The sequence below is a fragment of the Actinokineospora sp. NBRC 105648 genome (assembly GCF_030269645.1).
Lineage (GTDB): Bacteria > Actinomycetota > Actinomycetes > Mycobacteriales > Pseudonocardiaceae > Actinokineospora.
The window spans coordinates 20,771-47,670 of record NZ_BSTR01000013.1 but is presented as its reverse complement, the minus strand read 5'-3'; the positions used below and the strand labels follow the sequence as shown (position 1 = coordinate 47,670).

At 71.2% G+C, this 26,900-nt stretch carries 24 protein-coding genes; 14 read left to right on the top strand and 10 right to left on the bottom strand.

Annotated features, from left to right (window positions below; genetic code table 11):
- Positions 1 to 59: 59 nt before the first annotated feature.
- The 7 genes from QSK30_RS14490 (at position 60) to QSK30_RS14460 (ending at position 7,370) form a co-directional block, all read left to right on the top strand.
- Positions 60 to 1,640 carry an HAD-IIIC family phosphatase gene (locus QSK30_RS14490; protein WP_285503135.1) on the top strand — a complete coding sequence of 527 codons (1,581 nt, stop codon included), beginning with the start codon at positions 60 to 62 and terminating at the stop codon, positions 1,638 to 1,640.
- Between the two features lie 14 nt (positions 1,641 to 1,654).
- Positions 1,655 to 3,061: an FkbM family methyltransferase gene (locus QSK30_RS14485; RefSeq protein ID WP_285503133.1), complete on the top strand. Its 1,407-nt coding sequence runs from the start codon at positions 1,655 to 1,657 to the stop codon at positions 3,059 to 3,061.
- 1 nt (position 3,062) lies between these two features.
- A complete protein-coding gene (locus QSK30_RS14480; protein ID WP_285503132.1) occupies positions 3,063 to 3,461 on the top strand; it encodes a cupin domain-containing protein in 399 nt (132 codons plus the stop codon).
- A gap of 25 nt (positions 3,462 to 3,486) precedes the next feature.
- Positions 3,487 to 4,362, top strand: coding sequence for a 3-hydroxyisobutyrate dehydrogenase (mmsB, locus tag QSK30_RS14475; RefSeq protein ID WP_285503130.1), 876 nt, complete (start codon positions 3,487 to 3,489; stop codon positions 4,360 to 4,362).
- Between the two features lie 519 nt (positions 4,363 to 4,881).
- Positions 4,882 to 5,232: a PRC-barrel domain-containing protein gene (locus QSK30_RS14470; protein ID WP_285503127.1), complete on the top strand. Its 351-nt coding sequence runs from the start codon at positions 4,882 to 4,884 to the stop codon at positions 5,230 to 5,232.
- A 158-nt stretch (positions 5,233 to 5,390) separates the two neighbouring features.
- Complete coding sequence (locus QSK30_RS14465) at positions 5,391 to 6,167, top strand: SDR family oxidoreductase (RefSeq protein WP_285503125.1); 777 nt, start codon at positions 5,391 to 5,393, stop codon at positions 6,165 to 6,167.
- An 84-nt stretch (positions 6,168 to 6,251) separates the two neighbouring features.
- Positions 6,252 to 7,370 (top strand): isochorismate synthase, encoded by a 1,119-nt coding sequence (locus QSK30_RS14460; RefSeq protein ID WP_285503123.1) that lies wholly within the window; start codon positions 6,252 to 6,254, stop codon positions 7,368 to 7,370.
- Positions 7,371 to 7,553: 183 nt separating this feature from the next.
- On the opposite strand, the gene QSK30_RS14455 is transcribed toward QSK30_RS14460, so the two are convergent.
- Positions 7,554 to 8,237 (bottom strand): DUF2625 family protein, encoded by a 684-nt coding sequence (locus QSK30_RS14455; protein WP_285503122.1) that lies wholly within the window; start codon positions 8,235 to 8,237, stop codon positions 7,554 to 7,556.
- A gap of 175 nt (positions 8,238 to 8,412) precedes the next feature.
- Here QSK30_RS14455 and QSK30_RS14450 point away from each other — a divergent pair, with 175 nt between their 5' ends.
- Positions 8,413 to 9,555 (top strand): XRE family transcriptional regulator, encoded by a 1,143-nt coding sequence (locus QSK30_RS14450; protein WP_285503121.1) that lies wholly within the window; start codon positions 8,413 to 8,415, stop codon positions 9,553 to 9,555.
- A 105-nt stretch (positions 9,556 to 9,660) separates the two neighbouring features.
- On the opposite strand, the gene QSK30_RS14445 is transcribed toward QSK30_RS14450, so the two are convergent.
- Entirely contained in the window at positions 9,661 to 10,596 is a 936-nt protein-coding gene (locus QSK30_RS14445) for a TauD/TfdA dioxygenase family protein (protein ID WP_285503120.1), read from the bottom strand.
- 283 nt (positions 10,597 to 10,879) lie between these two features.
- Between QSK30_RS14445 and QSK30_RS14440 the strand changes: the two genes are divergently transcribed.
- The 6 genes from QSK30_RS14440 to QSK30_RS14415 are packed head-to-tail and all read left to right on the top strand — an operon-like array spanning position 10,880 to position 19,447.
- On the top strand, positions 10,880 to 12,091 hold the full coding sequence (locus tag QSK30_RS14440; RefSeq protein WP_285503119.1) for an ROK family transcriptional regulator: 1,212 nt from the start codon (positions 10,880 to 10,882) through the stop codon (positions 12,089 to 12,091).
- Positions 12,088 to 13,656, top strand: coding sequence for an ABC transporter substrate-binding protein (locus tag QSK30_RS14435; RefSeq protein WP_285503118.1), 1,569 nt, complete (start codon positions 12,088 to 12,090; stop codon positions 13,654 to 13,656). The genes QSK30_RS14440 and QSK30_RS14435 overlap by 4 nt, the downstream gene beginning before the upstream one ends.
- Positions 13,653 to 14,612 (top strand): ABC transporter permease, encoded by a 960-nt coding sequence (locus QSK30_RS14430; RefSeq protein WP_285503117.1) that lies wholly within the window; start codon positions 13,653 to 13,655, stop codon positions 14,610 to 14,612. The genes QSK30_RS14435 and QSK30_RS14430 overlap by 4 nt, the downstream gene beginning before the upstream one ends.
- Positions 14,609 to 15,472: an ABC transporter permease gene (locus QSK30_RS14425; protein WP_285503116.1), complete on the top strand. Its 864-nt coding sequence runs from the start codon at positions 14,609 to 14,611 to the stop codon at positions 15,470 to 15,472. Before QSK30_RS14430 ends, QSK30_RS14425 begins: the two co-directional genes overlap by 4 nt.
- A gap of 15 nt (positions 15,473 to 15,487) precedes the next feature.
- On the top strand, positions 15,488 to 17,785 hold the full coding sequence (locus QSK30_RS14420; RefSeq protein WP_285503115.1) for an arylsulfatase: 2,298 nt from the start codon (positions 15,488 to 15,490) through the stop codon (positions 17,783 to 17,785).
- Positions 17,786 to 17,797: 12 nt separating this feature from the next.
- Entirely contained in the window at positions 17,798 to 19,447 is a 1,650-nt protein-coding gene (locus tag QSK30_RS14415) for a dipeptide ABC transporter ATP-binding protein (protein ID WP_285503114.1), read from the top strand.
- A 164-nt stretch (positions 19,448 to 19,611) separates the two neighbouring features.
- Here the strand turns inward: QSK30_RS14415 and QSK30_RS14410 are convergent, their stop codons facing one another.
- The 8 genes from QSK30_RS14410 to QSK30_RS14375 form a co-directional block, all read right to left on the bottom strand.
- A complete protein-coding gene (locus QSK30_RS14410; RefSeq protein WP_285503112.1) occupies positions 19,612 to 20,442 on the bottom strand; it encodes a LamG-like jellyroll fold domain-containing protein in 831 nt (276 codons plus the stop codon).
- Entirely contained in the window at positions 20,439 to 21,281 is an 843-nt protein-coding gene (locus QSK30_RS14405; RefSeq protein ID WP_285503111.1) for a S24/S26 family peptidase, read from the bottom strand. Before QSK30_RS14405 ends, QSK30_RS14410 begins: the two co-directional genes overlap by 4 nt.
- A 4-nt stretch (positions 21,282 to 21,285) precedes the next feature.
- The gene (locus tag QSK30_RS14400; protein ID WP_285503109.1) at positions 21,286 to 21,909 is read right to left on the bottom strand and encodes a hypothetical protein; all 624 of its coding nucleotides are present in this window, start codon (positions 21,907 to 21,909) and stop codon (positions 21,286 to 21,288) included.
- A 353-nt stretch (positions 21,910 to 22,262) separates the two neighbouring features.
- A complete protein-coding gene (locus QSK30_RS14395) occupies positions 22,263 to 23,033 on the bottom strand; it encodes an ArsR/SmtB family transcription factor (protein ID WP_285503231.1) in 771 nt (256 codons plus the stop codon).
- 508 nt (positions 23,034 to 23,541) lie between these two features.
- Positions 23,542 to 24,165 (bottom strand): hypothetical protein, encoded by a 624-nt coding sequence (locus QSK30_RS14390; protein WP_285503108.1) that lies wholly within the window; start codon positions 24,163 to 24,165, stop codon positions 23,542 to 23,544.
- An 11-nt stretch (positions 24,166 to 24,176) separates the two neighbouring features.
- Complete coding sequence (locus QSK30_RS14385; RefSeq protein ID WP_285503106.1) at positions 24,177 to 24,830, bottom strand: hypothetical protein; 654 nt, start codon at positions 24,828 to 24,830, stop codon at positions 24,177 to 24,179.
- 245 nt (positions 24,831 to 25,075) lie between these two features.
- Positions 25,076 to 25,903: a glycosyltransferase family 2 protein gene (locus tag QSK30_RS14380; protein ID WP_285503104.1), complete on the bottom strand. Its 828-nt coding sequence runs from the start codon at positions 25,901 to 25,903 to the stop codon at positions 25,076 to 25,078.
- A 412-nt stretch (positions 25,904 to 26,315) separates the two neighbouring features.
- Positions 26,316 to 26,894: a hypothetical protein gene (locus QSK30_RS14375; protein WP_285503103.1), complete on the bottom strand. Its 579-nt coding sequence runs from the start codon at positions 26,892 to 26,894 to the stop codon at positions 26,316 to 26,318.
- Positions 26,895 to 26,900 lie beyond the last annotated feature (6 nt).

The following is a 26,900-nucleotide window of genomic DNA, read 5'->3' as shown; positions in this document are numbered from 1 at the left end:
GTCAAGGGGCCGTGCTGCTGTTGGGAAAACACCGAGCCCGGCAGCCGAGGAGGCCGTCAGTGTCCGTGACCGAGCACGATCCCGTTGTCCCGCCCCCGTCCCGCGCGGCGCCAGTAGCGCCGTCGGTGCTGGTCGCCGCGACGTTCGCCTGCGACCCGTTGACCGCGTTCCTGCGCGACGCCCTGACCCACACCCGACATCCCCACCCGGTGGCGGTCGCGCCCTACGGCCAGGTCGCCGAGCAGTTCCTGTTGCCGCACAGCGCTTTCGCGCGCAACACCGACGGCGTCAACGTCACGTTGGTCCGCCCGTCCGACTGGGCGCCTGAGGTCACCGATCGCGCGGCGGCATTCATCGCCGCGGTGACCGTGTTCGCCGCACCCGTGCCGACACTGGTGGTGCTGTGCCCCGACCCGCCCGGCGCGACCCGCCCCGAAGTCGAAGATCTCGTTAACAACGGGTTGCGCGCGATCCCGGAGGTCGCGGTCGTGCGGGCGGCGGATTGGTTCGCCCAACAGGGTTGTGCGAACCCGCACGACCCGCAGGCCGCCGCGATCGCGCACCTTCCCTACACCGACGAGGCGTTCGCCGCGCTGGCGGTCGGGATCATCCGGGTGGCCCAGTCGCTGACCGCCCGGCCGAAGAAGGTGATCGCGATCGACTGCGACCACACGCTGTGGGGCGGCGCCTGCGGCGACCTGCCACCGGGTGAGCTGGACCTGGGAGAGCGCTACCTCGTGGTGCAGCGTTTCCTCAAAGCCAAGCGGGACCAGGGTTTCCTACTCGCCGTGTGCAGCCGCAACGACCCGGCCGCGGTCGAGCGGGTCTTCGCCGAGCGGACGGACGACCTCGTGCTCGAGCGTGCGGACTTCGTCGCCACCCGGGTGAACTGGAGTCCGAAGTGGACTAACCTGGTCTCCCTGGCGGACGAGCTGCGCCTGGGTGTGGACAGCTTCGTGCTGGTCGACGACGACCCGTACGTGTGCGCCGAGACCACCGCCGCCTTGCCCGAGGTCACCGTCGTCCAGCTGCCACCGGACCGGGACGCGCGCGCGATCCTGGACGACACCTGGGAACTCGACCGGTTCTTCACCACCACTGAGGACCGGCTGCGCAACGCCACCTACCTCGCCGACGCGCGCCGCGCCGAGGTAGCGGCGATCACCGGCCCCGAGGAACTCAACGCCAGACTGGGTACCGACATCCGGGTTCGTCGTGCGGATGCGGGGGACACCGGTCGCATCCGCCAACTCCTGGCCCGTACCAACCAGTTCACCTCTGCGACTGTCGGTGCCGCGAGCGTCCGCGACCTGCTCGACTCGGGCGCGACTGCTTGGTTGGCCACGATGTCCGACCGGTTCGGCGACTACGGCACCGTGGCCGCCGCGCTCACCTTGACCACCACCGAGCAGACCACAGTCGAGTGCTTCGCGATGAGTTGCCGAGTGCTCGGCCGGGGTGTGGCCGAAGCGCTGTTCAACGCGGTGGCCGCCGACGGCCGCGCGCTCATCAGGTTCCGCGAGACCGGGCGCAACGGCGTCGCCCGCGAGTTCCTCACCCGGTACGCGACCGAGGACAACACCGGTCCCGAACCGGTGTTCCTGCTGACCGGTACCGCCGCCGCGGCGCGTACCGCCTGAGGAAGGAGACGCTGATGGACGACACGTTGATGGACGAAGCACTGACGGGTAACGCACTGACCGCCACCGCGCTCGTAGCCCGGGGCAGAGCCCGCGCGAATGGCCTCGCCGACGCCGCCGACCGGGTCCGCCGCTTCCTGTCCGCGCAGGTCGGGGTCACCGCGGTGGAGACCAGGCCCGCTTCCGACGGTTCGGCCGTGGTGGCCCAGGTGTGGGTGGCGGACTCGCGCTCGGGACTGCCCCGGCGCGCGCTGCCCGACGGCACGGTGCTCACCGAGCTCAACCCGCACGAGACCGACTACGTCCACGACGAGATCTTCGTCGAGCGCGTCTACGCCGCCCCGCTCCCCGCGGCGCCCGTGGTGCTCGACGTCGGCGCGAACATCGGCCTGTTCTCGCTGTACGTGGCCAGAGAACGCCCGGCGGCGCGGGTGTACGCCTTCGAGCCCGCGCCCGAGGCCTACGCGGCCCTGGTGGCCAACGTCGCCGACCACGACCTGCCGGTGACCTGCCTGCCGTGGGCCGTCGGCGGACACACCGGACCGGGGACGATGACCGTCTACCCGCACGCCGCGGTCTTCTCCAGCCTGGCGGGCGACCGGTCCGCCGACCGGGCGGCGATCCGCGCCGCCATCGCCACCGCGGTGGCCGACAGCGCGGACCCGGCGACCACCGACTCCGCCGACGAGGCGGGCGCGGTGGTCGACCAGCTCGCCGACGACCGGATGGCGGGCGCCCGCACGGTGCCGATCGAGGTGGTCGCGCTGGCCGACATCCTCGACCGGCTGGCCGAGCCCCGGGTCGACCTGCTCAAGGTCGACGCCGAGGGCGCCGAGGTCGCGATCCTCGGGTCGCTGCGACAGCGGCACTGGGCGGTGGTCGAGCGGATCATCCTGGAGGTGCACCAGTCCGCCGACCTGGCGGACCTGCTGGCCCTGCTCACCGGGGCGGGCTACGCCTGCGATACGTCCACAGTGGACGCCCTGCGGGACACCGGCTACACCAACCTCACCGCCTACCGCCTGAACCCCGCCGCCCCGGTGGAAAGGGCAGCCGCGGTGGCGAGCGTGCCACCACCGGGTCCGCGCGAACGGCTGGAGCAGGCCCTCGCGGGACTCGGCGTCCCAGTCGAGCTGACCGTGCACCGAGGTGGCGGCACCGCGACCGCGGCCACCCCCGGCACGGCGAGCCCGGAGGTGCTGGCCGAGCTCGCGGCGATCTGGGCCGAGGTCCTCGACCGCCCGGTGCGCCCCGAGGACGGCTTCTTCACCGCGGGCGGCTCCTCGCTGGCCGCGGTCCGCATGCTCGGCCGCGTCCGAGCGCGCTTCGGCGGCGACGCGGGCCTCGCCGACCTGATGGACGACCAGACCCTCGCCGCGCTCGCGGCGCGGGTGTCGAACAACAGCACCACGGAGGACTGACATGCGAGTCATCGACGAAGCGGGCTGCCTGGACGCGCTTGAGCCGCTGCCCCCCAAGTACCAGGCGCACTTCACCGGGCTGACCGGCCTGCACGACCTGTTCCCGTCCGAGCAGCCGCACACGGTCAGCGTGCTGATGGTGCGGTTCGAGGCGGGCGCGCGCAACAACTGGCACTGGCACCGCGGCGGCCAGATGCTCTACATCACCGAGGGCGAGGGCTACGTCCAGGTGCGCGGCGAACAGCCCCGCCTCATCCGCGCCGGCGACGTCGTCTGCTGCCCACCCGGCGAGGAGCACTGGCACGGCGCCAGCCCGAACAGCCCGATGACCCACCTCGCGGTGACCCTCGGCGAGATCGTCTGGCTGGAGCCGTCCACCCCCGACCTGGCGGGCCGCTGACATGGCACCCGAGGAGAGGTGCCGGGTGGCGGTGATCGGCCTGGGCACCATGGGCCGCCCGATGGCCCGCAGGCTGCTCGCCGCCGGGCACACCGTCACCGGCCACGACCCCGACCCGGCCGCCCTGGCGGAGGTGGCCGAACACGGCGCCCAACCGGCGCCATCGGCCAGGACCGCCGCCCACACCGCCGACGTGGTGATCACGATGCTGCCCAAGGGTTCGCACGTGCTGGCCGCGACAACCGGCCCCGACGGCGCACTGGCGGGCATGCGCCCGGGCAGCGTCCTGGTGGACATGAGCACCATCGACCCGGCAACCAGCGCCCGCGTCAACACCGAGGCCACAGCGCAAGGGGTGCGCATGCTGGACGCACCGGTGAGCGGCTCCAGCACCGGCGCCACCGACGGCACGCTGACGATCATGGTGGGCGGCCCGGCCGAGGTCCTGGCAGCGGCCCACCCGATCCTCTCGGTGCTCGGGCAGCGGATCATCCACTGCGGACCCGCAGGCAGCGGCGTCGCGGTGAAGCTGGCCAACCAGGTAATGGCGGGCGCGGCCATGGTCGCGGTAGCCGAGGCATTCCTGCTGGCGGAGCAGTTGGGCATCAACCCCAACCTCCTCTTCGACGTCGCCACCACGAGCTCCGGCGATTGCTGGGCATTGCGAACCCGCCCACCAGTACCAGGAATAGTGAAAGGCGGCCCAGCCGACAACGACTTCGCGCCAGGCTTCAAGGGCGCTTTGATGAGCAAGGACCTCTTGCTGGCATTGGACACCGCACGCGGCGCAGGTATTCGACTACCGCTCACCGAACAAGCACACGAACTCTACGCCCTGATGGGAGAAAAGGGATTCGGAGACAAGGACTTCTCCGCGGTCTTCACCGCCCTACGCGAGTAAATTCGGGGACGTGTGGTTGGCATGCGCCCATGCGGAGGCTTCCCCCTCCAGTTGCACCACCGCACTAACCACCGCACTAACCACCGCACTAACCACCGCACCAACCGCCGCTCCGACCGCAATGGCAGCACCTCTGCAACCCCCGGTTCCCGACCGCCGCACCACCGCAACTCGCGCACCACACTGCTGGATTGGGTGAACCTGTTTTGTCTGGGGAGAAAAGAGGCGCTAGCCTGGCCCAGGCGGTGGGTATCCCTTTCCCACCCGCTCTACCCACTGCGCCTCTTTTCTTAGGGGCCCCAGACAAAACAGGTTCACCCAATCCAGCCCCCACAGCACAACTCGCGCGATAGCCCCGCAGCACAGCCCAACCCAGGGCTCACCCAATCCAGCCCCACAGCAGAAGCCCGCGCGACAGCCACAAGCACGAACCAGCCACAGCAAGCCCAAGTCACCCGACCGGGCAGCATGTGCGCGCGCCCACGGTTCGCCCACCCGGCTCCGGGGTACTTTCCAGACATGTTCCCCGTGGAGAACCTGCGTGACTGGGTCGGCTTGGACGTCATCGACCCCGAGTCCAAGAAGATCGGTGCGCTGGAGGCGGTCTACGTCGACACGCTCACCGACGAGCCGAGCTTCCTGACGGTCGAGTACGGCTTCCTCAACCGCCGCCACCTGGTGTTCGTCCCGGCCGACGGTGTCACGGTGACCCCCAAGGCCGTCCGCGTGCGGTACAACAAGGACCTGGTCCGCGACGCCCCCGGCATCCCCACCGACGGTGAGCTGCTGGCGGCCGACGAGCCCAAGGTGTTCGCGCACTACCACCTCGACTACGGCACCGCCCCCGAGCGCAGGCTCGCGCGGCGCTGACGCCACCCACCACACCCGCGGGTACGCACCGGGGCGGTCCACTGTGGACCGCCCCGTTCGGTTGTCCACCCCGCAGGACGTAGGACACACCCACTGCCGCTCCAGGCCAGGTTAGGCTAGCCTAAATACTGCTCGACGGGCGACAGCGGGGAGTGCGGATGTCTGGTTTCGCGGGCGCGGTCGCCCTGGTGACCGGCGCGGACCAGGCCATCGGTGCCGCCGTCGTCGCGGCCCTGGCGGGCGAGAACGCGCAGGTCGCGGCCGTGGGCGCCGACCCGGTGCTGGTCGAGGCCGTGGTCGCCGAGCAGGTCGCGCGGCGGGCCCGGGTACGCCCCTACGCCGTGGACGTGAGCTACTCCGCCGCCGTCGACCGGTTGGTCGAGCGGGTGCGCACCGATCTTGGACCGATCGACCTGCTGGTGACCGTCGCCGGTGTCCCGCGCCCGGGTCCGGTGCTGGCGTCCACTGACGACGACTGGCTGTCCACCTTCGCCGCCCAAGTCGACGGTGTCTTCTTCACCTCCCGCGCGGTGGCCCGCCAGATGGTGGCCCGGGGCTCGGGCGCGATCATCACCGTCGGCTCGGACGCCGCCGGTGTGCCGCGCGCCGGGTTCGCCGCGCACGCCGCCGCCGCGGCGGCCGCCACCATGTTCACCCGGTGCCTCGGGCTCGAGCTCGCCGAGCACGGCATCCGGTGCAACATCGTCTCGCCCGGCGCCACCGACACCCCCGCCCAGCGCGCGCTGTGGACCGGCGCCGGGGCCCGCCAGGTGATCGAGGGCAGCCCGGGGTCCTACCGGGTCGGCATCCCACTCGGTCGCCTCGCCGCGGCCGCGGACGTCGCCGACGCGGTGCTGTTCCTGGCCTCGGACCGGGCCCGGCACATCACCCTGCAGAACCTCTACGTCGACGGCGGCGCCACCCTCGCCAGCTGATCACTCCACAGTGGACATCCAGTGGACATCCAAACCGGTGGACACCCGAAACCAGCGGACATCCAGACCCGAACGGAGCAGCCTGTGCCTGTCCTGGGAGCACTTCCCGCCGAGGCCCTGTCGACGGACTTGGTCGCCGACTACCGGGAGGGCGCGTTCCTGTTCGCCGCGCCCTCCGGGGTGCTGCTGGCCGAGGGGGAGCGGGCCGTGCTGCGCTCGCCCGCCGAGGCGGTCGCGGTGCTCGAGCGGGACGAGATCGTGGTGGGCGCGGTCCCGTTCGACCCCAGTGCGCCCAGCAGGCTGGTCATCCCGCGCACCGTCCGCAGGGGCGCGCCGCTGACCACGCGGCCCCGGCCATCGGTGTCGGCCCGGTGGCTCAGCCAGCACACCGACGCCGAGGCCTACCGCGACGGGGTGCGCCGGGCGTTGGAGCTCATGGCCGGTGGCGCGCTGCGCAAGGTGGTGCTCGCCCGCAGGCTCGACCTGGTCGCCGCCGAGCCGGTCGACGTGACCGAGCTGGTCGCCGCCCTGGCCGCGCGTGACCCGCGCGGGCACACCTTCGCCGCGCCGCTGGACGGGCGCACCCTGGTCGGCACCAGCCCTGAGCTGCTCATCAGGCGCACCGGGCGGCTCGTGCTGTCCAACCCGCTGGCCGGGTCGCGGCCGCGCTCGGAGGACCCGGTGCTCGACGGGCGGCACGCCACCGAGCTGCTCGGTTCGGCCAAGGACCGGCGCGAGCACGAGCTGGTGGTCAGCGCGGTGGCCGACGCGCTCGCCCCGTTCTGCCGCGAGCTGACCGTGCCGACGCAGCCGGAGCTGTTACCCACCCGCTCGATGTGGCACCTGTCCACCCGGGTCAGCGGGGTACTGGCCGATGCGGACACCACGGCGTTGGAGCTGGCCACCGCCCTGCACCCCACCCCCGCGGTGTGCGGCGCGCCGACCGAACGCGCCCGCCGCGTCATCGCGGACCTGGAGCCCTTCGACCGCGGCTACTACACCGGCGTCGTCGGCTGGTCGAACGCCCAGGGCGACGGCGAGTGGGTGGTGACCATCCGCTGCGGCGAGGTGGCGGGGCCGAACCTGCGGCTGTACGCGGGGGCGGGCCTGGTGCCGGGGTCGGACCCGGACGCCGAACTGGCCGAGACGGGCGCCAAGCTGCGGACGTTCCTGGGCGCGCTGGGCGTGGAGGAGCCCGCCTGACCCAGACGTGGCGCGGTGGCCCCGCAGAACCCGGCCTGACCCAGGTGTAGCGCGGTGGCCCGCCGAACCAGCGCGGTCGGTCCGGCGGCAGCCTTCGGCGCGGGATCCCGCCAGGGCCACCTCGGTCTCGATAGCCGAGGCGGCTGATGTCGCCCGCGCCACCGGCTCGCCGCGCGGGAGTGGTCAGAGCGTGCCGAGGAACCCGGGGGACGGCAGACCCAGCTGCTCGCACGAGTTCTCGGCCAGGCCGAGCAGCTCCGTCATCGGGACCGGCCGCCTGCGGGTGGCCCCCATGTCCGCCGCCGCCTGCGTCGACCACGGGAACGGGTACACCACGATCCCCTGCGACAGCTCGAGCGCCGCCGCCTCGATCTGCCACCCCGGCCAGTGCAGGCTCCGGTAGAACTCGGCGGGGCCGTCGGTCAGCAGCCAGGACAGCCAGTCCGAGTAGCCGATGTCCAGGCACTCCCAGGCCACGGTGTCCGGCGCGAAGTACACGATCTGCCCCGGCGCCCCTGGCCGGCCGGCATCGGCCGAGCCCGGTCCGTTCACCGCGAACACGCCACCGAGCACGTCGTGCGCGACGACCAGACCAACCGCCAGGTCGGCGCCGTTCACCGCGGTCAGGCTCGGCAGCTCGGAGCCGCCGCCGTACACCCGCAGCCAGCCGTCCAGCACGAGCAGGCCGCCGGTGTGCAGCGCCAGCGCGCCCAGCGTCGAACGGGCCGTGACCTGCAACTCCAACAGGCAGCGCCTGCCCTGCTCCGCGTCGACGGGCAGCACCAGCACCGGACCCGCCGCCAGTTCCGCCGACAGGGCGGGCCACGCGGGGTCGAGGACGTCGAGGAGATCGGTCAGTGGTCGCACTGGACCATCATCGACCACCGGCCGACTTACCGCCGCCGGAGGAACCACCGCCCTGGTACTGATGGCGCGCGGTGCCCGGACCGGTCCATGCGCTTGTGCCAGACTGGCCGGGTCCCGACACGTCCTCCCGTCGGTCGAGTGCCGGTGGCAAGACCTCGATTCTCGGAGGTATCCGATGGAGCGGGACGCGGCACCGGCCGTTTCCGACCTGGTGCGCCGCAGTCAGCAGGAGTGGTTGCGGATTCGGCGGGCCCCGGGCGCTCTGGGGCGGGAACTCTCGGAATCGGCGCTGCGCCTGTACTCCAGGGACCAGCACGCCGACGGTGGGCACGTGCTGACCGGCTCCGGTTGGCTGCTGGCCGAGCCCGTCGAGCTGGACGAGGTCGTCCTGGTTGCCTCGTTCGCCGAACAACCGTTGCCGCGGCTCGGGTCGGCGGACCACGTGCTGCCGCTGACGGCGGCGGGCGATCGGTACGCCACCCCCAGCCACGCCGTCCGAGATCTCGCGCGGCCGTTGCTGTTCGACGACCGCCCCAGCTACCGGCTGCTGGAGGTCAAGCGGGACAACGGTTTCACGTTGACCTTCGGGCTGACGACGTTCTTCGCCGGGTTCGACGCCAGGGAGGCGTTCGCCCACGAGTTCAAGGCGGCGTGGCTGGCCGCGGGTGGATCGCTGCCGCGCTGGGGCGCCCTGCCGCTGCGGGCGGCACTCGGCGATCCCTTCGACCCCGCGCGGCGGGTGATGTCGCCGGGGATCATCACGCTGACCATCCGGCGCGGCCGGGACGGCGACCACCGGTTCGTCCTGCACCAGCGCGACGGCCGGGCGGTGGCCGACGGCGGCGGCCTGTGCACGGTGATGCCCGCGGGCGGGTTCCAGCCCACCTCGGTCGCCAACCGCGGCGCCGACTTCTCGTTGTGGCGCAACATCATGCGCGAGTACGCGGAGGAGTTCCTCGGCAACCCGGAACCCGACGGGTCAAGCCCGGTCGACTACACCGCCGAACCGTTCCGGTCCTTCGGTGCCGCTCGGGCCGACGGCCGCTTCCGGCTCTGGTACTACGGGATCGTCATGGACGCCCTCACCCTTGGGCCCAGCCAGCGCACGGTCGCCGTGGTCGACGACGAGGTCTTCGACCGGCTCTTCGCGGGACTGGTCAAGACCAACGACGAGGGGACCGTGATCGGTGAGGGCGGCCGATCCGACATCCCCTTCACCGACGAGGCCATCGACCGCCTCGACCCACGCCTGTCCGCGGGCTCGCTCACCCTGCTCCGCCTGGCCTGGCGAGACCGCCACCTCCTGCTGCGCGGCTGACTCACCTGTTTGCCTGCCGACGGGGGGAGCGGGCGGGCCCGCTCCCCCCGTGGTCGACGGTTCCACGTCCGCGGACCGATCAGTCCATAGTGGACAAAAAGGTGCCTACAGCGCCGAGTAGTGCGAGGCGTCGCCGGTGCGCACGACGCTGGGGGTGCCCTCGATGCTCACCGGGACGTCGCCCGCCAGGGTGATCCGGTGCAGCCTGCGGGCCTGGTCGTCGTAGTCGGCGACGGCGTAGTGCTGGGTGGCGCGGTTGTCCCAGATCGCGACGTCGCCGGCCTCCCAGTGCCAGCGGACGGTGTGCTCCAGCCGGGTCACCCTGGCCTGCAGCAGCTGGTAGAGCGCCTGCGACTCGGTCGAGGTGAGCCCGATGAGCCGCTTCACGAAGTGCCCCAGCAGCAGCGCCCGCTCGCCGGTCTCCGGGTGCACGCGCACCACCGGGTGCTCGGTCTCGTAGACGTCGGAGACGAACTCGGCCCGGTACTGCTCGGTCTTGACGTCGACGCCGCCGATGCGCAGCTCGTCGATGTTGGCCGCGTAGTCGTAGGCGTTGGTGTGCAGCGCCCACAGGCCGTCAACCAAAGCCTTGAGCGACAAGGGGAGCGACTCGTAGGCCGCCACCGTGTTGGCCCACGTCGTGTCGCCGCCGTAGGGCGGCAGGTGCACGGCGCGCAGGATGGAGATCGCGGGCACCCGGTCGACGAAGGTGACGTCGGTGTGCCAGCTGTTGGCCTTGCCGTAGTCGGAGTCGATCGGCAGGACGTTGGCGTTCTCCCGGCCGCGCACGGTCGGGTGCGCCAGCGTCGGGCTGCCGAGCAGCTCGCCGAACGCGAGTTGGCCGGCGTCGTCGAGGTGCTGCTGGCCGCGGAAGAAGATCACCTTGTGCTTGAGCAGCGCGGCGCGGATCGCGGCGACGGTGTCGGCGGACAGGTCGCCGCCGAGCGCCACGCCGTCGACCCGGGCGCCGATGGCCGAACCGAGGCGGACCACGGAGACCGCCTGGTCCTCGGTTCCCACGCTTTCCACAGACAGGCTCACAGCGGTTCCTTTCCAAGGGGTGGCGCCGCGATCGCGGCTGCGGGCGGGCGGCCCCGCTCCTCGACGGTACGAACGGCCCAGCGCGGTCAACAAGCTTCCGTCAAGCACTGAAAATAAGTGGGTGACCGAATTCCATATCCCGGACGTCGTTGACATCCCGTGTGGACGAACGGAGTCTTCGGCTGTGCACCGCTGTCGTTGACCACCACCGGTACCCCATCGACGCCACCCGTGTCCTTTTCCAGTCCGCCGAACAAAAGCGGGCATCCGCGAGAGGTTCCCCTTGACCGACACCCTGCGCCCGCCGCGCACCGGCGTCCGCGCGGCCAACGCCGCCGCGGTGCTCGCGGTGATCCGCCGCGAGGGTCCGCTCTCCCGCGCGGCCATCGGCGAGCACACCGGGCTGAGCATGCCGACGGTGAGCAGGCAGGTGGCCGCGCTCATCGAGATCGGTCTGCTGCGGGAGTTCCCCGAGCTGGTCCCGGCGGGCGCGATCGGCAGGCCGCGGGTGCCGATCGACCTCGACGACACCGTCTTCGCCGCGTGCGGCGTGCACATCGGCGTGAGCACCACCACCTACGGACTCGCGGATCTGCGCGGGAACCTCTTGGACTCCGAGGAAATCCCAACACCTCCCGGCAGCGCGGAGGACGCACTTGCCCACATAGCGGGAAAGGTGCGCTCCTTCTTGCGCCGCTGGTCCCGGCGCACCGTGGTCGGCATCGGCCTGGCGAGCGGTGGTCTGGTCGACACCGAGCGCGGCCTGCTCGACCACGAGCGCCTCGGCTGGCACCGGGTGCCCGCCGCCGACCTGCTGCACCGCGCCACCGGCTACCCCGTGCACCTGGACGGCCACGTCGCCGCGATGGCCAACGCGGAGCTGCTCTTCGGCTGGGGGCCGCGGGTGTCGAGCCTGCTGTACTTCTACGCCCGCGAGGTCGTCGGCATGGTCCTCGCGGTCGACGGCTCGCTGCACCGCGGCCCCGGTGGCGGCGGCAGCATCGCGCACCTGCCGATCGGCGGCGACACCCGATGTCCGTGCGGGTCCACCGGCTGCCTGGAGGCGACCGTGGCCGACCGGACCGTGGCCGAGAACGCGGTGCGCCAAGGGGTCGTCGCAGAGCCGGACATCCGCCTGGTCCGCGCCGCCGCCCGCGCGGGTGAACCGGCGGCCCAGCGGCTGCTCGCCGACCGGGCCGCCGCGCTTGGCCGGGCCGTCGGCCTGCTGCGCGACGCGCTCAACCCCGACCGGGTGGTGCTCGGCGGCCAGGCGATCACCGACCCGGCCGAGCGGCTGCCGGACCTGCTGCACGCCTTCGCCACCACCACGACCCTGCCCGGCGCCGACATCGTCTCGGTGACCCGCTTCGGCCCCACGCTGCAGGCCACGGCCGCGTGCACCGGCCTGCTCAACCGGCTCTTCGACCACCCGCTCGACCTCCTCGAACCCGCCCCGCGTTCGGAACCACCAGCCAGGAAGGCGCCCACCCGATGACCGCACTGACCAGACGCGCGACGCTCAAGGCCACGGCGGCGGCCGCCGTGCTGCTCGCCGCCACCGCCTGCCAGTCCGCCGTGGACGCCCAGACCGGCGGCGCCGGTGCCTCGGCCACCCCCAAGCCCGGTGGTGTCGCCGAGGTGGGCGTCAACCTGGACCTGGTGCCCGGCAACGTGTTCACCAACAGCAACGTGGCGATCACCACCCTGGTCGGCCTCGTCTACGACACGCTGGTGCACTACGACCGCGACAAGCTCGAGCCCAAGCCCGCGCTGGCGACCGAGTGGCAGGCCGCCGACGGCGGCAAGACCCTCACCCTCAAGCTGCGCGACGGTGTGAAGTTCCACACCGGACGGCCGTTCACCTCGGCCGACGTCAAGTTCTCGCTCGCCTCCTACGCCGACCCGAAGTGGAACGGCCAGCTGCTCAGCACCGCGAAGACGATCACCTCGATCGACACGCCGTCGGCCCAGGAGGTGGTGCTGCACCTGGAGCACCCGGTGAGCAACCTGTTCGACCTGCTCGACACCGTGCCGGTGATCGACTCGGAGTCCGCGGCCGACATCGCCACCGGCAAGCGGTTCGTCGGCACCGGCGCGTTCAAGTTCGACGCCTGGAAGCCGAACACCGAGCTGAAGTTCTCCCGCAACGCCGACTACTGGGACGGCGCGCCCTACCTCGACGGCGTGCACGTCCGCGTCATCCCGGACAGCCAGTCGCTCGTCGCCGCGGTGCGCTCGGGCCAGGTGCAGCTCGCCCGCGGCGTCGGCTACCGCGACGCGGAGTCGGCCGCCACCACCGAGGGCGTCAAGGCGGTCCAGCTGGAGGGCGCCGAGCTGCAGGCCTACGTCGGCCTGAACGTGACCGCCCCCGGGCTCGAGGACGCGCGGGTGCGCCAGGCCGTGGCCTACGCCCTGGACAAGGACCGGATCATCAAGGAGGTCTTCCGGGACAAGGGCTACCCGGTCTCGCTGCCCTGGCCCAAGACCAGCCCGGCCTACGACCAGGAGCTCGACGGCCGCTACCGGCACGACATCGCCAAGGCCAAGGCGCTGCTGGCCGAGTACGGCAAGCCGGTGCCGGAGATCCCGCTGGCCTACGTCGGCAACGATCAGGTCTACACCGCCATCGCCCAGGTCGTGCAGAAGGACCTGGCCGACGCGGGCATCACGGTGAAGCTCACCCCGGTCGACTCCACCCAGTTCGTCAAGCAGCTCATCGGCGCGCAGTTCCCCGGGCTGTGGACGACCAGCCACTCGTGGGCGCAGTTCTCCCCGTCCACGCTGACCGTGAGCGCCTACCCGTTCAACGCCCGCCGCAACTCCTCGCACTTCCTGTCGCCGGAGTACACCGCCGCCGCCGAGAAGGCGTGGCAGCTGCCGACCGCGACCGGTCCCGAGGCCACCGCCGCCTACAAGACGCTGTCCAACCAGCTCCTCGACAACGCCTTCCTCGCCGAGATCGGCGTGGTCTTCGAGCAGTTCGTCACCCGGTCGAACCTGCACGACGTGGACTGGTCGCGCAGGCGGGAGCTGGACCTGAGCAAGGCCTACCTGGGATGACCCGCTACCTGCTGCGCCGGGCGCCCTCGGCGCTGATCGTGCTCTGGCTCGCCTCAGTGCTGATCTTCCTGGTGCTGCGGGCGATCCCCGGTGACGCGGCCGCGGCCCTCGCGGGCCCGGACGCGTCACCGGAGGTGGTGGCCGCGATCCGGCACGACCTCGGCTTGGACCTGCCGGTGGTCACCCAGTACGGGCAGTGGATCGGCGGCCTGCTCAGCGGTGACCTCGGGCGGTCGTACCTGATCGGCGGCGACATCGCCGAGCTGGTCGGCGACGGCCTGGGCAACACGGTCACGCTGACCCTGGCGGCCTTGGTGCTGGCGGTGCTCGTCGCGCTGCTGCTCGGACCGCTATGGGCGGCTACCCGCAGCCGGTGGGTCGACCGCGCGCTCACCGCGTTCCACACAGCGGCGGTAGCGCTACCGACCTTCGTCACCGGGGTGCTGCTGATCATCGTCTTCGGCGTGCTGTTTCGCGTGCTGCCGACGGGGGGAGTGCCTCCCAATGGGCTCTTGGACCGGGTCGACATCACGGTGCAATACCTGGTCTTACCTGCGGTGTGTCTGGGGCTGCCGGTGGCAGGTGTGCTTACCGGCTTCCTCGCCGAGACCCTGCGCGGAGAGCTGCGACAGGACTACGTGACCACGGTTCGTGCTGCCGGGGTCAAGCGTCGGGAGGTAGTGCTCCGACACGCTCTTCGCGGGGCGCTGCCGGTAGCGATAACCACGCTCGGCCTTCAGACCGGTGCCCTCTTGGGCGGTGCGGTACTGGTGGAGTCGATCTTCGCCTGGCCCGGTTTGGGGCTGTTGGTCGAACAGGGCATCACCCGGCGGGACTACCCGGTGGTGCAGGTGCTCTTGATGCTGTCGGTGACCGTGTTCGTGCTGGTCCAGCTGCTCACGGACGTGATCCACGCGTGGCTGGACCCGAGGATCAGGCTGGGGGCCGCCGCATGACCGCAACCGACCCGACCGCCACGGCCGAGGAACCGGTGGAGGTAGCCGTTCCCCAGCGGCCCACCACGTTCCGGCGGGGCAAGGGGCTCGTCGGGCTCGTCCTGGTGGGTGTCGTGGTGGCCCTCGGGGTGATCGGGCCGCTGCTCGTCCCCTGGGACCCGTACGAGCAGATCCCCGGCGCCAACCTGCTCGGGCCCTCCGCCGAGCACCTGCTCGGCACCGACGACCTCAACCGCGACGTGCTCGCCCGGCTGCTCTCGGGTATCCGGGTCGACCTGCTGATCAGCTTCGGGGCCGTGCCCGCCGGCGCGCTGCTCGGCTGCGCCATCGGGGCGCTGGCGACGCTGAACAACGTGCTCGACGTCGCCGTGCAGCGGCTCTTCGACGTGCTGCTCGCCTTCCCGCAGCTGATCCTGGCCATCGGGCTGGCCGCGGTGATCGGGCCGGGCACCACCTCGGTGGTCATCGTGGTGGTCACGGTGGAGATCCCGATCTTCGGCAGGCTGCTGCGGGCCGCGGTGCTGCGGGTCCGCGAGTCGCAGTTCGTCACCGCCGCCGAGGTGGTGGGGGCCGGGCGCGGGCACATCCTGCGCACACACGTGCTGCCGAACTCGTTGGAGCCGGTGCTCGTCCAGTTGGCACTGTCCATGTCGGTCGCGGTGTTCATCGAGGGGGCGATGAGCGTGCTCGGCATCGGTGTGAGCCCACCGCACCCCTCGCTGGGAGCGGTGCTGACCACCTCGCTGCGCTACCTGGACCTCAACCCCCTCTTCGCGATCGGACCCCTGGCGGTCACCGCCGTGCTCGTGCTGGGGTTCCAGTTGATCGCCCAAGCCGCGAACGCCGCCCGCGGCGCCTGAGAAAGGACCCGCTCGATGACCATCCCAGAACACGCCCGCGGCTACCGCGACTTCAGCGGCCAGGTCGGCCGCACGTTCGCCGAGTCGCGCCCGGGCTGGCCCGCCGAGCGGCGCCCCGGTGGTCCGAACATCGTCGTGGTGCTGGTGGACGACCTGGGCTACGCCGACATCGGCCCGTTCGGCGGCGAGGTCGAGACGCCCACCCTGGACGCGCTCGCCGCTGGTGGCCTGCGGTTGACCAACTACCACACCACCCCGCTCTGCTCGCCCTCGCGCGCGGCGCTGCTCACCGGCCTCAACCCGCACCGCGCCGGCTTCGCGTTCCCGGCCAACGCCGACCCCGGCTACCCCGCGTACTCCTTCCAGCTGCCCGACGACGCGCCCTCGGTGGCCGAGTCGCTGCGCGCGGCCGGGTACGCCACCTTCGCCGTCGGCAAGTGGCACCTGACCCGCGACGCCGCGAGCCACGACGCCGCCGACCGCGGGTCCTGGCCGCTGCAGCGCGGGTTCGACCGCTACTTCGGCAGCCTGGAGGGCCTGACCAACCTGCACCACCCGCACCGGCTGGTCTGGGACAACAGCCCCTACGACGTCGGCGACTACCCCGAGGGCTACTACCTCACCGACGACCTCACCGACCGGGCCGTCGGCATGATCGACACGTTGCGGGCCAACGACCCGGACAAGCCGTTCTTCCTCTACTTCGCCCACCACGCCATGCACGGCCCGCTCGGCGCGAAGCCCGCCGACCTGGAGCGCTACCGCGGCCGCTACGACGTGGGCTGGGACGTCATCCGCGAGCGCCGCTTCGCCAAGCAGCTCGCCGAGGGCCTGTTCCCCGAGGGCACGGTGCTGCCGCCGCGCAACAGCGAGCCCAGGCGCGACGTGCTGCCGTGGACGGAGATCCCGGAGTCGCGGCGGGAGCTCTTCGCGCGGTACATGGAGGTCTACGCCGCGTCACTGGACAATGTGGACCAGAGCCTAGGTCGGATCGTCGCCGCGCTGCGCAAGCACGGCGAGCTGGACAACACCGTCATCGTGTTCACCTCCGACAACGGCGCCACCGCCGAGGGCGGCCCGGAGGGCACGCGGAGCTACTTCAGCCAGTTCGTGCACGTGCCGGGTGTTCCGTCCACTTGGGAGCGTGATGTCGCCCGCGAGGTCGACCTGCTGGGCGGTCCGCAGACCACGATCCACTACCCGCGCGGGTGGGCCCAGGCGTCCAACACCCCGTTCCGGCTCTACAAGTTCGACACCTACGCGGGCGGTGTGCGCACCCCGTTCGTCGTGCACTGGCCCGCTGGGCTCGAGCCGGGACTGCGCCACCAGTACACCTACGTCACGGACGTGACGCCGACGTTGCTCGAACTAGCCGGTGTGCCGCGTTTGCCGCAGCGCCAAGGAGTTCCGGCTGCGGACCAGGACGGCGTCAGTTTTGCCGCTCTGCTGCGCGACGCCGAGCGGCCCAGCGTGCACACCAGCCAGTACACGGAGACCGGCGGCAACCGCGGCTACTACGCTGACGGCTGGAAGGTCGTCACCCGGCACATTCCCGGGAAGCCCTACGACGACAGCGAATGGGAGCTCTACCACGTCGCCGAGGACCCGACCGAGACGACGAACGTGGCCGCCGAGCACCCGGAGAAGCTGGCCGAGCTGGCCGCCGCCTGGGAAGAGGCGGCTTGGCACAACACGGTTTTCCCGCTCACCGACCACGGTCCCGCCGCCGAGCTGCGCAGGCCGTCGGACGAGCGTTTTGAGCGGCCGGTGACCCTGTACCCGGGCACGCCGCTGCTGGAGCGCTACCGGTCCGCGCAGCTGATCCAGTTCCGCGACTTCACCGCCACCGCGTCCCTCGACCATGATCCATCCGATCGTGGTGTCCTCTTCGCCCATGGCGACCAAGGCGGCGGTTACGTCGTGTATGTCGAGGACGGCGCCGCGCACCTCACCTACAACGCCTACGGCGAGGTCCACCGCGCCGGCCCGGTGCCGCTGGTACCGGGCCCGGTCGACGTCCGGCTGAGCGCCGAGGCGCTGCCCGACTTCCAGTGGAACCTGGTGCTGGAAATCGGATCCGAGTCCGCGGGGCTCGGCCCGGTGCCGCAGTTGATCGGCATGGCGCCGTTCACCGGCATCAGCGTCGGCGCCGACCGCGGCGGCCCGGTCGACTGGGACCTGCACACCCGCGAGCGCACGTTCCCGTTCACCGGCGCGCTGACCTCGGTGCGCTACGAACCGGGCGCGCAGGCCGACTACGACCCCAAGCTCGTCGCCCGGCTCTGGGCCGAGGCCGAACGCGTCTACGACTAGGGAGTGGCGACGATGAGCGTGCTGACGGTCTCGGGCCTGTCGGTGTCCTTCGGTGCGGTGCAAGCCGTGCGGGGCATCGACTTCGCGGTGGCGCCGGGGGAGATCCTGGCGCTGGTGGGGGAGTCCTGTTCGGGCAAGTCGGTGACGGCCAAGGCGATCCTGGGCCTGCTGCCGGACACCGCCACGGTCCGCGGCAGCGTGCGGTTGGGCGGCGATCAGGACTCACCGCGCGGACCCGTTGGCGCGCAAGGAGAACCTGGTGAGGAGGGCGCGGGTGGACGCGAGTTGGTCGGTGCGGGTGAGGAAGCGTTGCGGCGGGTGCGCGGCACGGAGGTCGCCATGGTCTTCCAGGAGCCCTCGACCGCGCTCAACCCGGTCCACACCGTCGGCTGGCAGATCGCGGCCGTGCTCCGCGCGCACCGCCGCCTGACCCGCGCCCAGGCCCGTCAGGAGGCCGTCCGCCTGCTCGACCTGGTCGGCATCCCCGACCCGGCGACGCGCGTGCGCTACTACCCCCACCAGCTCTCCGGCGGCCAGAAACAGCGCGTGGTCATCGCGTTGGCGCTGGCCAACGAGCCGTCGCTGATCATCGCCGACGAGCCGACCACCGCGCTGGACGTCACCGTGCAGGCGGAGATCCTGTCCCTGCTGCGCGACCTGCGCGACCGCCTCGGCACGGCGATCCTGCTGATCACGCACAACATGGGCGTGGTCGCCGACCTCGCCGACCGGGTCGCGGTCATGCACCGCGGTGAGTTGGTCGAACAGGCGCCCGTCGCGGACCTGTTCGACCGCCCCACCCGCGCCTACACCCGCGAACTCCTGGCCGCCGTGCCCCGCCTGGGCCACCGAGCACCCGCGGCCGCCCTGCCCGCCCCGGTCGACGCCCTGCGGTTGACCGACATCTCGGTGCGGTTCAAGGACTTCCTCGCGGTACAGGGGGTCTCACTGCACATCGGCCAGGGTGAGGTCGTCGGCCTCGTCGGCGAGTCCGGCTCCGGCAAGTCCACCCTGGGCCGGGTCGCGGCGGGCCTGCTGCACCCCACCACCGGCACGGTGTCAGTCCTCGGCGGCGACCCGCGAACCGCCCGCCGCCACCTGGGTTTCGTCTTCCAGGACCCGGGCGGCTCACTGAACCCACGGTTGTCCATTGAGGACTGCGTCGGTGAGCCGCTGAAAGTGCACAAGACCTTGCGCGGCAACGACTACCGCGCCAGGGTGGCCGAGCTGCTGGACTCCGTCCGCCTCCCGGCGAGCTACGCCAAACGCCGCCCCCGCGAACTCTCCGGCGGCCAACGCCAGCGGGTCGGCATCGCCCGGGCGCTGGCCCTGAACCCCGCCCTCCTGATCGCCGACGAACCCACCAGCGCCCTGGACGTGTCCGTCCAGGCGGCGGTCCTGGACCTGCTCACCGACCTGCAACGCGAACACGGCTTCGCCTGCCTGTTCATCAGCCACGACCTGGCCGTCGTAGACAGCCTCGCCCACCGCGTGGCGGTCCTGCACCGCGGCCAGGTGGTGGAACAAGGCCCCCACCACGAGGTCCTGCGCACCCCGACGGCCGAGTACACCAGGCAGCTGGTGGCCGCCGTGCCCATCCCCGACCCCACCGAACAACGCGCCCGCCGCACCCAGCCGGCGGACGCCGTCTCGATCGCCTGATCCCTCGGCGCGAATGTCCCACACTGTCGGTCGCGCGCCACTGCGCCGGGCGGACGCCGATATCCAGTGGTCGACCAGGTCCGGCAGGCCATCGTGGCCACCAACCGCCGGGTCGACTGATCCCTACCTGGCAGCCATTGGCCGACCCGGCGTGTCTGAGCTGATCAGCGGCCGGAGTTGTAGTGCGCGAGTACCTGGGCGGCGGTGAGCGCGTACGGGTAGTACGCCACGAAAGCCAAGTTCCCCACGAAGTGGGACAGGGTCTGGGTGGCGAAGCCGTTGACGTAACCCAACGTGCTCTCATAACCGATTCGCACGTAGCCGTTGAAGGTTTCCGGGTGGCCGCCGGACAGTGAGGCCGACAGGGCGCCGTCGAGGTAGAGCCGGATGCCGAAGCTGGCGTCGTGCACGCCGACCACGTGGTGCCAAGCGCCGTCGTTGTAGGCGAAGGGGGAGGTGATCTCGTAGTTCAGCAGGTTGTAGGTCAGGAACCCCACCCGGCCGAGGGCGGTGATGATCAGCAGGTTGTCCTTCTTGGTGGAGGCGCCGGTGGCCAGGTCGCCCATGCCGGTGATCACGCCCTGGCTGTTCACCGTGCGGAACCAGGCCTCGTGGCTGGAGCTCGTGGTGGCGCTCACCGGGAGCGTGCCGGTGGTGGAGACGTAGTGGGTGGTGTCGACGGACGCGAAGTTGCCCACGTCGCGCACGCACGGGTAGGGCGATGAGCTGACCGACTGCCTGCCGCCCTGGTAGACGCCGTTGGCCGCGGACGGGGAGACATCGAAGGCGGTGGTGCCGGTGTTCTCGTTGAGCGGGTAGAGCCGGGTGGCGCTGTCGGCCAGGGCGGTCGCGCGGCAGTTGTTGACGTACATCGAGATCGTGTCGTTCGTGTTCACGACGCTCGCCGTGTAGGCGCTCAGGGTCGGGCTGGTACCCAGGTACGCGCACAGCGCGAAGACCACCGCGGCGAGGGCGGCGAGGCGTCGCTTGGTCATGGCACCACCTTCGGCCGGACGAACAGGGACAGCACCAGCGGGACCGCGCACAGCAGCAGGCAGACCACCCACCAGGACAGCGGCATGTGCGCGTCGATGGTGATCGGGAGGTGGCCGCGGTCGTCGGTGGCCGTGCTGACCAGGTCGCTGACCTGGCCCGCGCGCAGGTCGGCGTACCGGCCGTCCGGTGTGCTCACCCGGATCGGGAGGATCCCGGTGGAGACCACGGTGGCCCTGGTCTCGTTCACGGCGGCGAAGGTGGACAGCAGGGTGGCCCCCACCAGCGGCCGCAGCACCACCACGGCCACGCACACCACCAGCGGGTAGCCGACCAGCCGCAGCGGGGTGCGCCACCTCGGGCCGGTCCAGCGGGTCAGCAGCCACACCGCCAGGCCGCCGAAGGCCAGGATCGGCAGCGCCTTGACCAGCCAGGCCAGGCCCCACCAGCGGGCGACGACCTTGCCCAGCACGTCCTCCTCGCGCAGCGGCACGCCGTCCTCGGCGCCGTTGATGTCCCCCTTGGTGCGCAGGGTGGACCCGTCGACCGCGACCAGCCGGTGGGTGTGGATCGGGCCGCCGCCGGGTGGCTTGAACGAGATGATGTCGCCGACCTGGAGCTCGGCGAGGCTGGTGGGTCTGGTCAGCACGAGCGTCCCCACCGGTGCGGCCTCGCCCATCGACGGTGTGTCCACCGAGAGCCACCGCCCGCCGGTGGCCCGCCAGGTGATCACGGTGGCGACCGCGCCCAGCAGGACCAGGCCCACCAGCGCGGTGACCACGACCCGACGGGCGGCGGGGCGGGTGCCCCGCCGCCCGTCGGGCGACTGCTCGTCTGCCACCCGGTCAGGAACTGAACGTCCAGGTGAGGGGCTGCGACGCGGTGAGCCCCATGTAGGTGTTGCCCAGCGAGGAGGGCACCGACACCACGAAGGTGTAGGCCTGGGTGGCCGCCGGGGCCAGCGGGGTCAGCGGGAGCGCCGCGGTGAAGCCGGAGAGGCTGCCGTTGTAGATCGGGGTGCCGGTGGCGGTGGCCGCGGCGTAGATCTTCAGGTTGATCTGGGTGCAGAAGTCGGTGGCCGGGGTGATGCCGCTGACCGAGCCGGACTGCGTGCAGGTGCCCGGGGTCAGGGTGAAGGTGGCCGGGGTGACCGTGCCGTCGTTGGCCAGCGTGACGGTCTTGGTGGCCGTGCCGCCGGGCACCAGCGTGGTGCCGGTGTACTTGTTGATGGTCGCGCAGTTGGCCGAGTTGGTGGCCGAGCTGGTGCTGATGCAGGTGTTGGTGCCGTCGGTCTCGCGCAGCACCAGCGACCCGGTGGTGACCGTGTCGGTGGTGTTGGTGATCGCGGCGGTGAACGCCGAGAGCGTGCCGGTCAGCGACAGCGTGAGCAGGGTGCTGCCGACCACACCGCCCACGATCGCCAGGGCGGCGAAGCGGCGGTTCTTCCGGCGTCCGGTTTCCGAACTCATGGTGTGTCCCTTCCTGGGTTCCGGCTCGGTGTCGGTGCCGGCCTGCGTCTCGCGGTCCGCGGTCCGCCAGAGTGTCCACATCGGACTGCCCGGCGGTTTCGCATGGTTGGTACGCACGAGTTTGCCGCCCATGACGGCAGACTTCCGGTGATCACCGGCGGCCTGATCGTCTGGATAGGACGCTCTGTGGCATTCGTCGAGCTGAGTCGGGCTGAACCGGTCCCCGACCGGAGGGGCGGCCGGGGATCTGGGGTGTCAGCTATACGCAGAGTGTGGCCGGAGCGTCAGAAAGGGTCTTTAGTAACGAGATCGGGTGAAACGTTGATGGTTCGTGTACTTGCCGACCGTTCGGATTAGGCCCGCTGCTCCACGAGCGACTTCAGGTCCGCGAGGATCTTCGGCCAGCCCTGGCTGACGCCCTCGCGCAGCTCCGAGCCCGCGCCGAACCCGCCGTGCACGACGGTCAGCCGGACCTGCCCGTCCTGCTCCTCGATCTCGAAGGTGACGTGCGAGCGCGGCTCGGCGGCCATCCGCGCCACCACCTCGGGGTCGGCCTGGTGCGAGTCGGCCCACTCCCGGCTCAGCGTGTGCCAGGTGTAGGACAGCCGCCTGGGCGGGTCGGCCTCGAGCACCACCTGGGCCGGGTCGGTGATCGTGACGCCGTTCTCGTGCCAGGTCATCTCCGCGCCGGTGGTCCACTCGCTGGTGAAGGTGGCCCCCCAGTACTGGCTGGTGAACGCCGGGTCGGTCAGCGCCTGCCACAGCTGCTCCGGCGTGGTCTTGATGTAGGTGGTGTAGACGAAGTCCTCTTGCGCCATCGGTTGCTCCAGAGCTCGTTTGAGGTCGGCGAGGAGGTGCACGCGCTCGCGGGTGTAGCGGCTGATCCAGCGGTCGGCGATGGCGCCGATCGGCTCCGCGTTGAGGTGGTGCAGCTTCTCCCGGCCCCGCCAGCGGGCGGTGACCAGGTTGGCCGCCTCCAGGACGGCCAGGTGCTTGCTCACCGACTGCCTCGTCATGCCCAGACCGGCGCAGAGCTCGCGCAGGGACTGGCCGTCCTGGGCGTTGAGCCGGTCGAGGAGCTCGCGCCTGCTGGGGTCGGCCAGGGCCCGGAAGACGTCGTCGATGGTGCCGCTCCTGTGTCCTCGTGCGTGGTCCTCGTGCGTGCGGTGCCCTCCTGTGGATATGCAGCCGTCCGGCTGCGTGAGTAGCTTAGGCAGCCGGACGGTTGCATGTCTAGGGGCTGGTTCTGGCTCTCTTGCGGGCGCGGGTGCTGTCGGCGCTGGGGTAGGTGAGCCCCGGGTGGTTGCGCGGGTTGTGCTGTGGGGCTGGATCGGGTGAACCTGTTTTGTCTGGGGCCCCTAAGAAAAGAGGCGCAGTGGGTAGAGCGGGTGGGAAAGGGATACCCACCGCCTGGGCCAGGCTAGCGCCTCTTTTCTCCCCAGACAAAACAGGTTCACCCAATCCAGCAGTGCGCTGGGCGAGTTCCATTTAGGAGGGGTGAGAGTGGGGAGTGGAGGCAGCCCGTTCTGACGAGGGTCAGAGTGGGAGGGGAGCCGGGTGGGGTGGGGTGGGGTGAGGCGAAGTGCATACTGCCCGAGGACTGTCTGGAATGGAGTCTCTACTGTGGACTTGCTATCCCACGGTGACTGTGGCGTCGTCGATGTAGTAGGTCCTGGTGGCGGGGAAGGTGGCCTTGATGCCGACGGCGGTGTAGAGCTCGGACTTGCCGATGGTGTTGACGGTGGTGGTGAAGGTGTACTTCTTCCAGGTGCCGCTGGTCTGGGTCACCGAGGTGTACTGCCAGCCCGCTGTCGGGGAGCCCGTGTCGTCGTGGGCGTCGGTGGTGGCGGCGTAGGCGGCGGCGGACCAGGTGTTGGCGGGGCCGCCCGCTGTGGTGTGGACCCAGAAGCTGATGCTCACCGGGAGGGCGGCGGACTGCTGCGGGGAGTAGTACACCCACTGGATCCAGGGTTTGCCCGCCGAGGTGAAGGAGCGGATCCGGTAGCGGGCCGACTTGGTGCCGCCGTGGGCCTGGGCGGTGTCGCGGTCGACCCAGTAGCCCGAGGTCTCGCCGTCGTCGTAGTTGGAGTCGAGGTCGGCGCTCTCGAAGTCGTAGGTGTGGGTCACCGCCGTCGTGGAGTTCGGGCTGGTGGGGTTCGGGCCAGTGGAGTCCGGGGCGGCGGTGGCGGTGGGGCCGGTGAGGGTGGCGCCCGCGGTGAGCAGGGCGGCGGCGACGGCGATCAGTCTCTTGGACATGGGTTTTCCCCTCAGCCGATCGTGACGGAGACGTCGTCGAAGTGCAGGTAGGTGCGCTTGGACTCGAAGTTGGCGTGCAGGGCGATGGCGACGTTGATCGCGCCGCTGGACACCGTGGTGTCCACTGTGGTCGACACCGTGTACTGGTGCCAGCTGCCGTAGTAGTGCTCGGGGGTGTGGTCCCAGGTGCCGAGGTTGGTCCACGGGGCGTTGCCCGCGGTGTTGCCCAGGACGTGGTCGGTGTTCTGCACCGAGGCCGTGGTGGCCCAGATGCCCGCGCCGGGGCCGCCCGCGGCCGGGCTCCAGGCCCAGTAGGACACCGTGACCGGGACCGCGGTGTTCACCGGGCCGGTGAACACCTTCTCGATCCAGATGGTGCCGTTGTCCCAGGTGCCGTCGAGCTGGTAGTTCAGCGAGGTCGTGCCGCCGTGCGCCTGGGCGGTGGAGTGGTCGATCCACCAGCCGCGGGAGTTGCCGCCGTCTTCGGGGGACCAGCCCTGCCAGTCCGCGCTCTCGAAGCCGCTGGTGTAGGTCGTCGAGGTGGTCCCCGCCGGTGCGGGAACCGGTGCGGGGCCGGGGCTCGCGACCGCGGGGACCGCGATCGCGACGGCCACCGCCGCGGCCACCGCGGTGAGCGCGGTGGCGATTCTGCCGTTTCTGGACACAGTCGTCCTCCGTTGTGTGGGAAGCGAATGAGTCGCGGCCGGGGTTCGGCCGCACGGGATCACCGGCGACCGATCGGTGGCGCCGGTGAGCTTTTCGGTTTCGGTGTAACACCCTCCCCAGATGTTCGCCCGAAACCGAAGTTAGCAGCCCGTGCGGGCATGGGTCAGCGCCGATTGGGTGGATCCCAACCGGGGGTGGAGTCCGGACCCTGTGGTATAAGGGCGGCACTGGAGTCCTTTGTGGACTACGAGTCGACGGCGACCGCCGTCCGGGTCGACTGGTCGGTGCCCCACTCGACCGGGCCGCGGCGGGTGCGCACCAGCAGCCGTGCCAGCGCGGTGATGCCGACGAACACCAGCACGTCTACGGGGCCCGCCTGCCGGGTGCGCACCAGCTCGGCCATGGTGTGCAGGCCGGTGGAGCCCGCCTTCCCCTGGGGCAGCCCGGTGTTGCCCTGGTGCACCCGCTGCCTGCGGCGCAGCAGGCTGCGCACGTCCTTGGGGGCCTTGACGACCACGACCGCCTCGGTGGCCAGCGCCCGCGAGTCCTGCGGGACCCGTTGGGAGACATAGCCGTCGTCGCTGATCAGGTCGGTGGGCATCGGGAAGACCCGCTCGTGCGCGGTCGCGGTGAGCAGGTACACCCCGCGCCCGGCCGAGGAGCTGTTGACCGCCGGGAGCCGTTGCCACACCGCGTAGTAGCGGCGGACCGGCCACGACGCGCCCGCCAGGTCCAGGCGGACCGCGGGCATCACGGCCTCGGCGTCGGTGTCCTTGGCCGTGGTGGCCAGGGCGTCCAGGCCGGGGCCGCTGAGCTCGATGTCGGCGTCGAGGTACACCCGGGGGAACGTGGCGCAGCGGGCGTCACCGGCGTTGAGCGCGCCCGCTTTACCGGGCCGCTCCACCACGACGACCTCCGGCGCGCTGGGGTGCGCGCGGGCGAGTTCGACCGTGCGGTCCGTGCAACCGTTGGCCACCACGATGACCCGGTTCACCGAGGTCGCGTCGGCCAGCCGGTCCAGGCACCCGGTGATCACGAACTCCTCGTTGTGCGCGGGCACAACGACATCCATGGTGGTTCCCCTCGTCCAGTCCCCGATGATCGTCACGAAACAACCAGTGGATCGCGGTCGATCCCTTGTCGTTACGACGTTTTTCGGGGGGCCGCCGAGGTCTCGCGCGCGGGTGTGTCAGTTACCTGGTCGGCCATTCGGGAACGCTGCGTGAGGTATTTCGGGCAATCTCGGACAAACTTTCACGATCTCCTCACCGGGTGCGCACGTCGTCGTGCGCGCACTGCTCTGGACGGGGAGTACCAACCGGCCGGTAGCTACCCGGAGTTGTGTCGTGTTTCATTCCCAGTACTCCCAAGGGAAACTCTGGGAGTAGCGGGAATTCGAACTCGACTCCGCCGGGTGGCCTAGTGGGCGTTCGCCGGATGGGTAGCGGACACCAATTCCCGGTGGTAATTCGATGAATTGCGCCCTACTCGTCCTCCGCCTGCTCCTCGCGCCCGGAGAAACGGCGCCGGACGACCAGCGCGCCGCCCGCCGCCACGATCAGCCCGCCCGCGACGTACCACCGGTTGCGGGCCATCCACGGCTCCGGTGCCCGCGCCTGGGCCGCGGCGGCCGCCCCCGCGGGCAGCTGCGCCGAGTGCGAGGCGCAGACCAGCGGCGGCCCGTCCTCGCCCGCGGTGCGCGCGCACGCGACGGTGGCGACGCGCAGCTGGTCGGCCGGGGTGTCCACGACCGTCATGGTGGAGTGGAACACCGCCTCGGCCGCGGGCGGCAGGTCGACGGTCCAGGCCACGGCGCCCGACCGCGGCCGCCCGTCCGGCTCGGCGGTGTCGAAGTGCAGCCCGGCGGGCACGCTCTGGGTGACGCCCAGCCCGCTGACGTCGGTGGCGCCCAGGTTGCGGACCGTCACGGTGTAGGTGAGCCGGTCGCCCGCCACCGCCGAGGCGTGCGTGTTGTCCACCGCGATGCTCAGGCGCGGGGCCGAGTCGTCCTCGGCCGGGGTGGCGGCCAGTAGAACGGCGGCCAGGACTGCGGTGGCGATCACGTCATG

Coding starts and splice junctions, on each gene's coding strand:
- QSK30_RS14485 (WP_285503133.1), top strand. CDS start 1,655: ATGGACGACACGTTGATGGACGAAGCACTGACGGGTAACGCACTGACC.
- QSK30_RS14480 (WP_285503132.1), top strand. CDS start 3,063: ATGCGAGTCATCGACGAAGCGGGCTGCCTGGACGCGCTTGAGCCGCTG.
- QSK30_RS14470 (WP_285503127.1), top strand. CDS start 4,882: ATGTTCCCCGTGGAGAACCTGCGTGACTGGGTCGGCTTGGACGTCATC.
- QSK30_RS14465 (WP_285503125.1), top strand. CDS start 5,391: ATGTCTGGTTTCGCGGGCGCGGTCGCCCTGGTGACCGGCGCGGACCAG.
- QSK30_RS14450 (WP_285503121.1), top strand. CDS start 8,413: ATGGAGCGGGACGCGGCACCGGCCGTTTCCGACCTGGTGCGCCGCAGT.
- QSK30_RS14435 (WP_285503118.1), top strand. CDS start 12,088: ATGACCGCACTGACCAGACGCGCGACGCTCAAGGCCACGGCGGCGGCC.
- QSK30_RS14430 (WP_285503117.1), top strand. CDS start 13,653: ATGACCCGCTACCTGCTGCGCCGGGCGCCCTCGGCGCTGATCGTGCTC.
- QSK30_RS14425 (WP_285503116.1), top strand. CDS start 14,609: ATGACCGCAACCGACCCGACCGCCACGGCCGAGGAACCGGTGGAGGTA.
- QSK30_RS14420 (WP_285503115.1), top strand. CDS start 15,488: ATGACCATCCCAGAACACGCCCGCGGCTACCGCGACTTCAGCGGCCAG.
- QSK30_RS14415 (WP_285503114.1), top strand. CDS start 17,798: ATGAGCGTGCTGACGGTCTCGGGCCTGTCGGTGTCCTTCGGTGCGGTG.
- QSK30_RS14410 (WP_285503112.1), bottom strand. CDS start 20,442: ATGACCAAGCGACGCCTCGCCGCCCTCGCCGCGGTGGTCTTCGCGCTG.
- QSK30_RS14400 (WP_285503109.1), bottom strand. CDS start 21,909: ATGAGTTCGGAAACCGGACGCCGGAAGAACCGCCGCTTCGCCGCCCTG.
- QSK30_RS14390 (WP_285503108.1), bottom strand. CDS start 24,165: ATGTCCAAGAGACTGATCGCCGTCGCCGCCGCCCTGCTCACCGCGGGC.
- QSK30_RS14380 (WP_285503104.1), bottom strand. CDS start 25,903: ATGGATGTCGTTGTGCCCGCGCACAACGAGGAGTTCGTGATCACCGGG.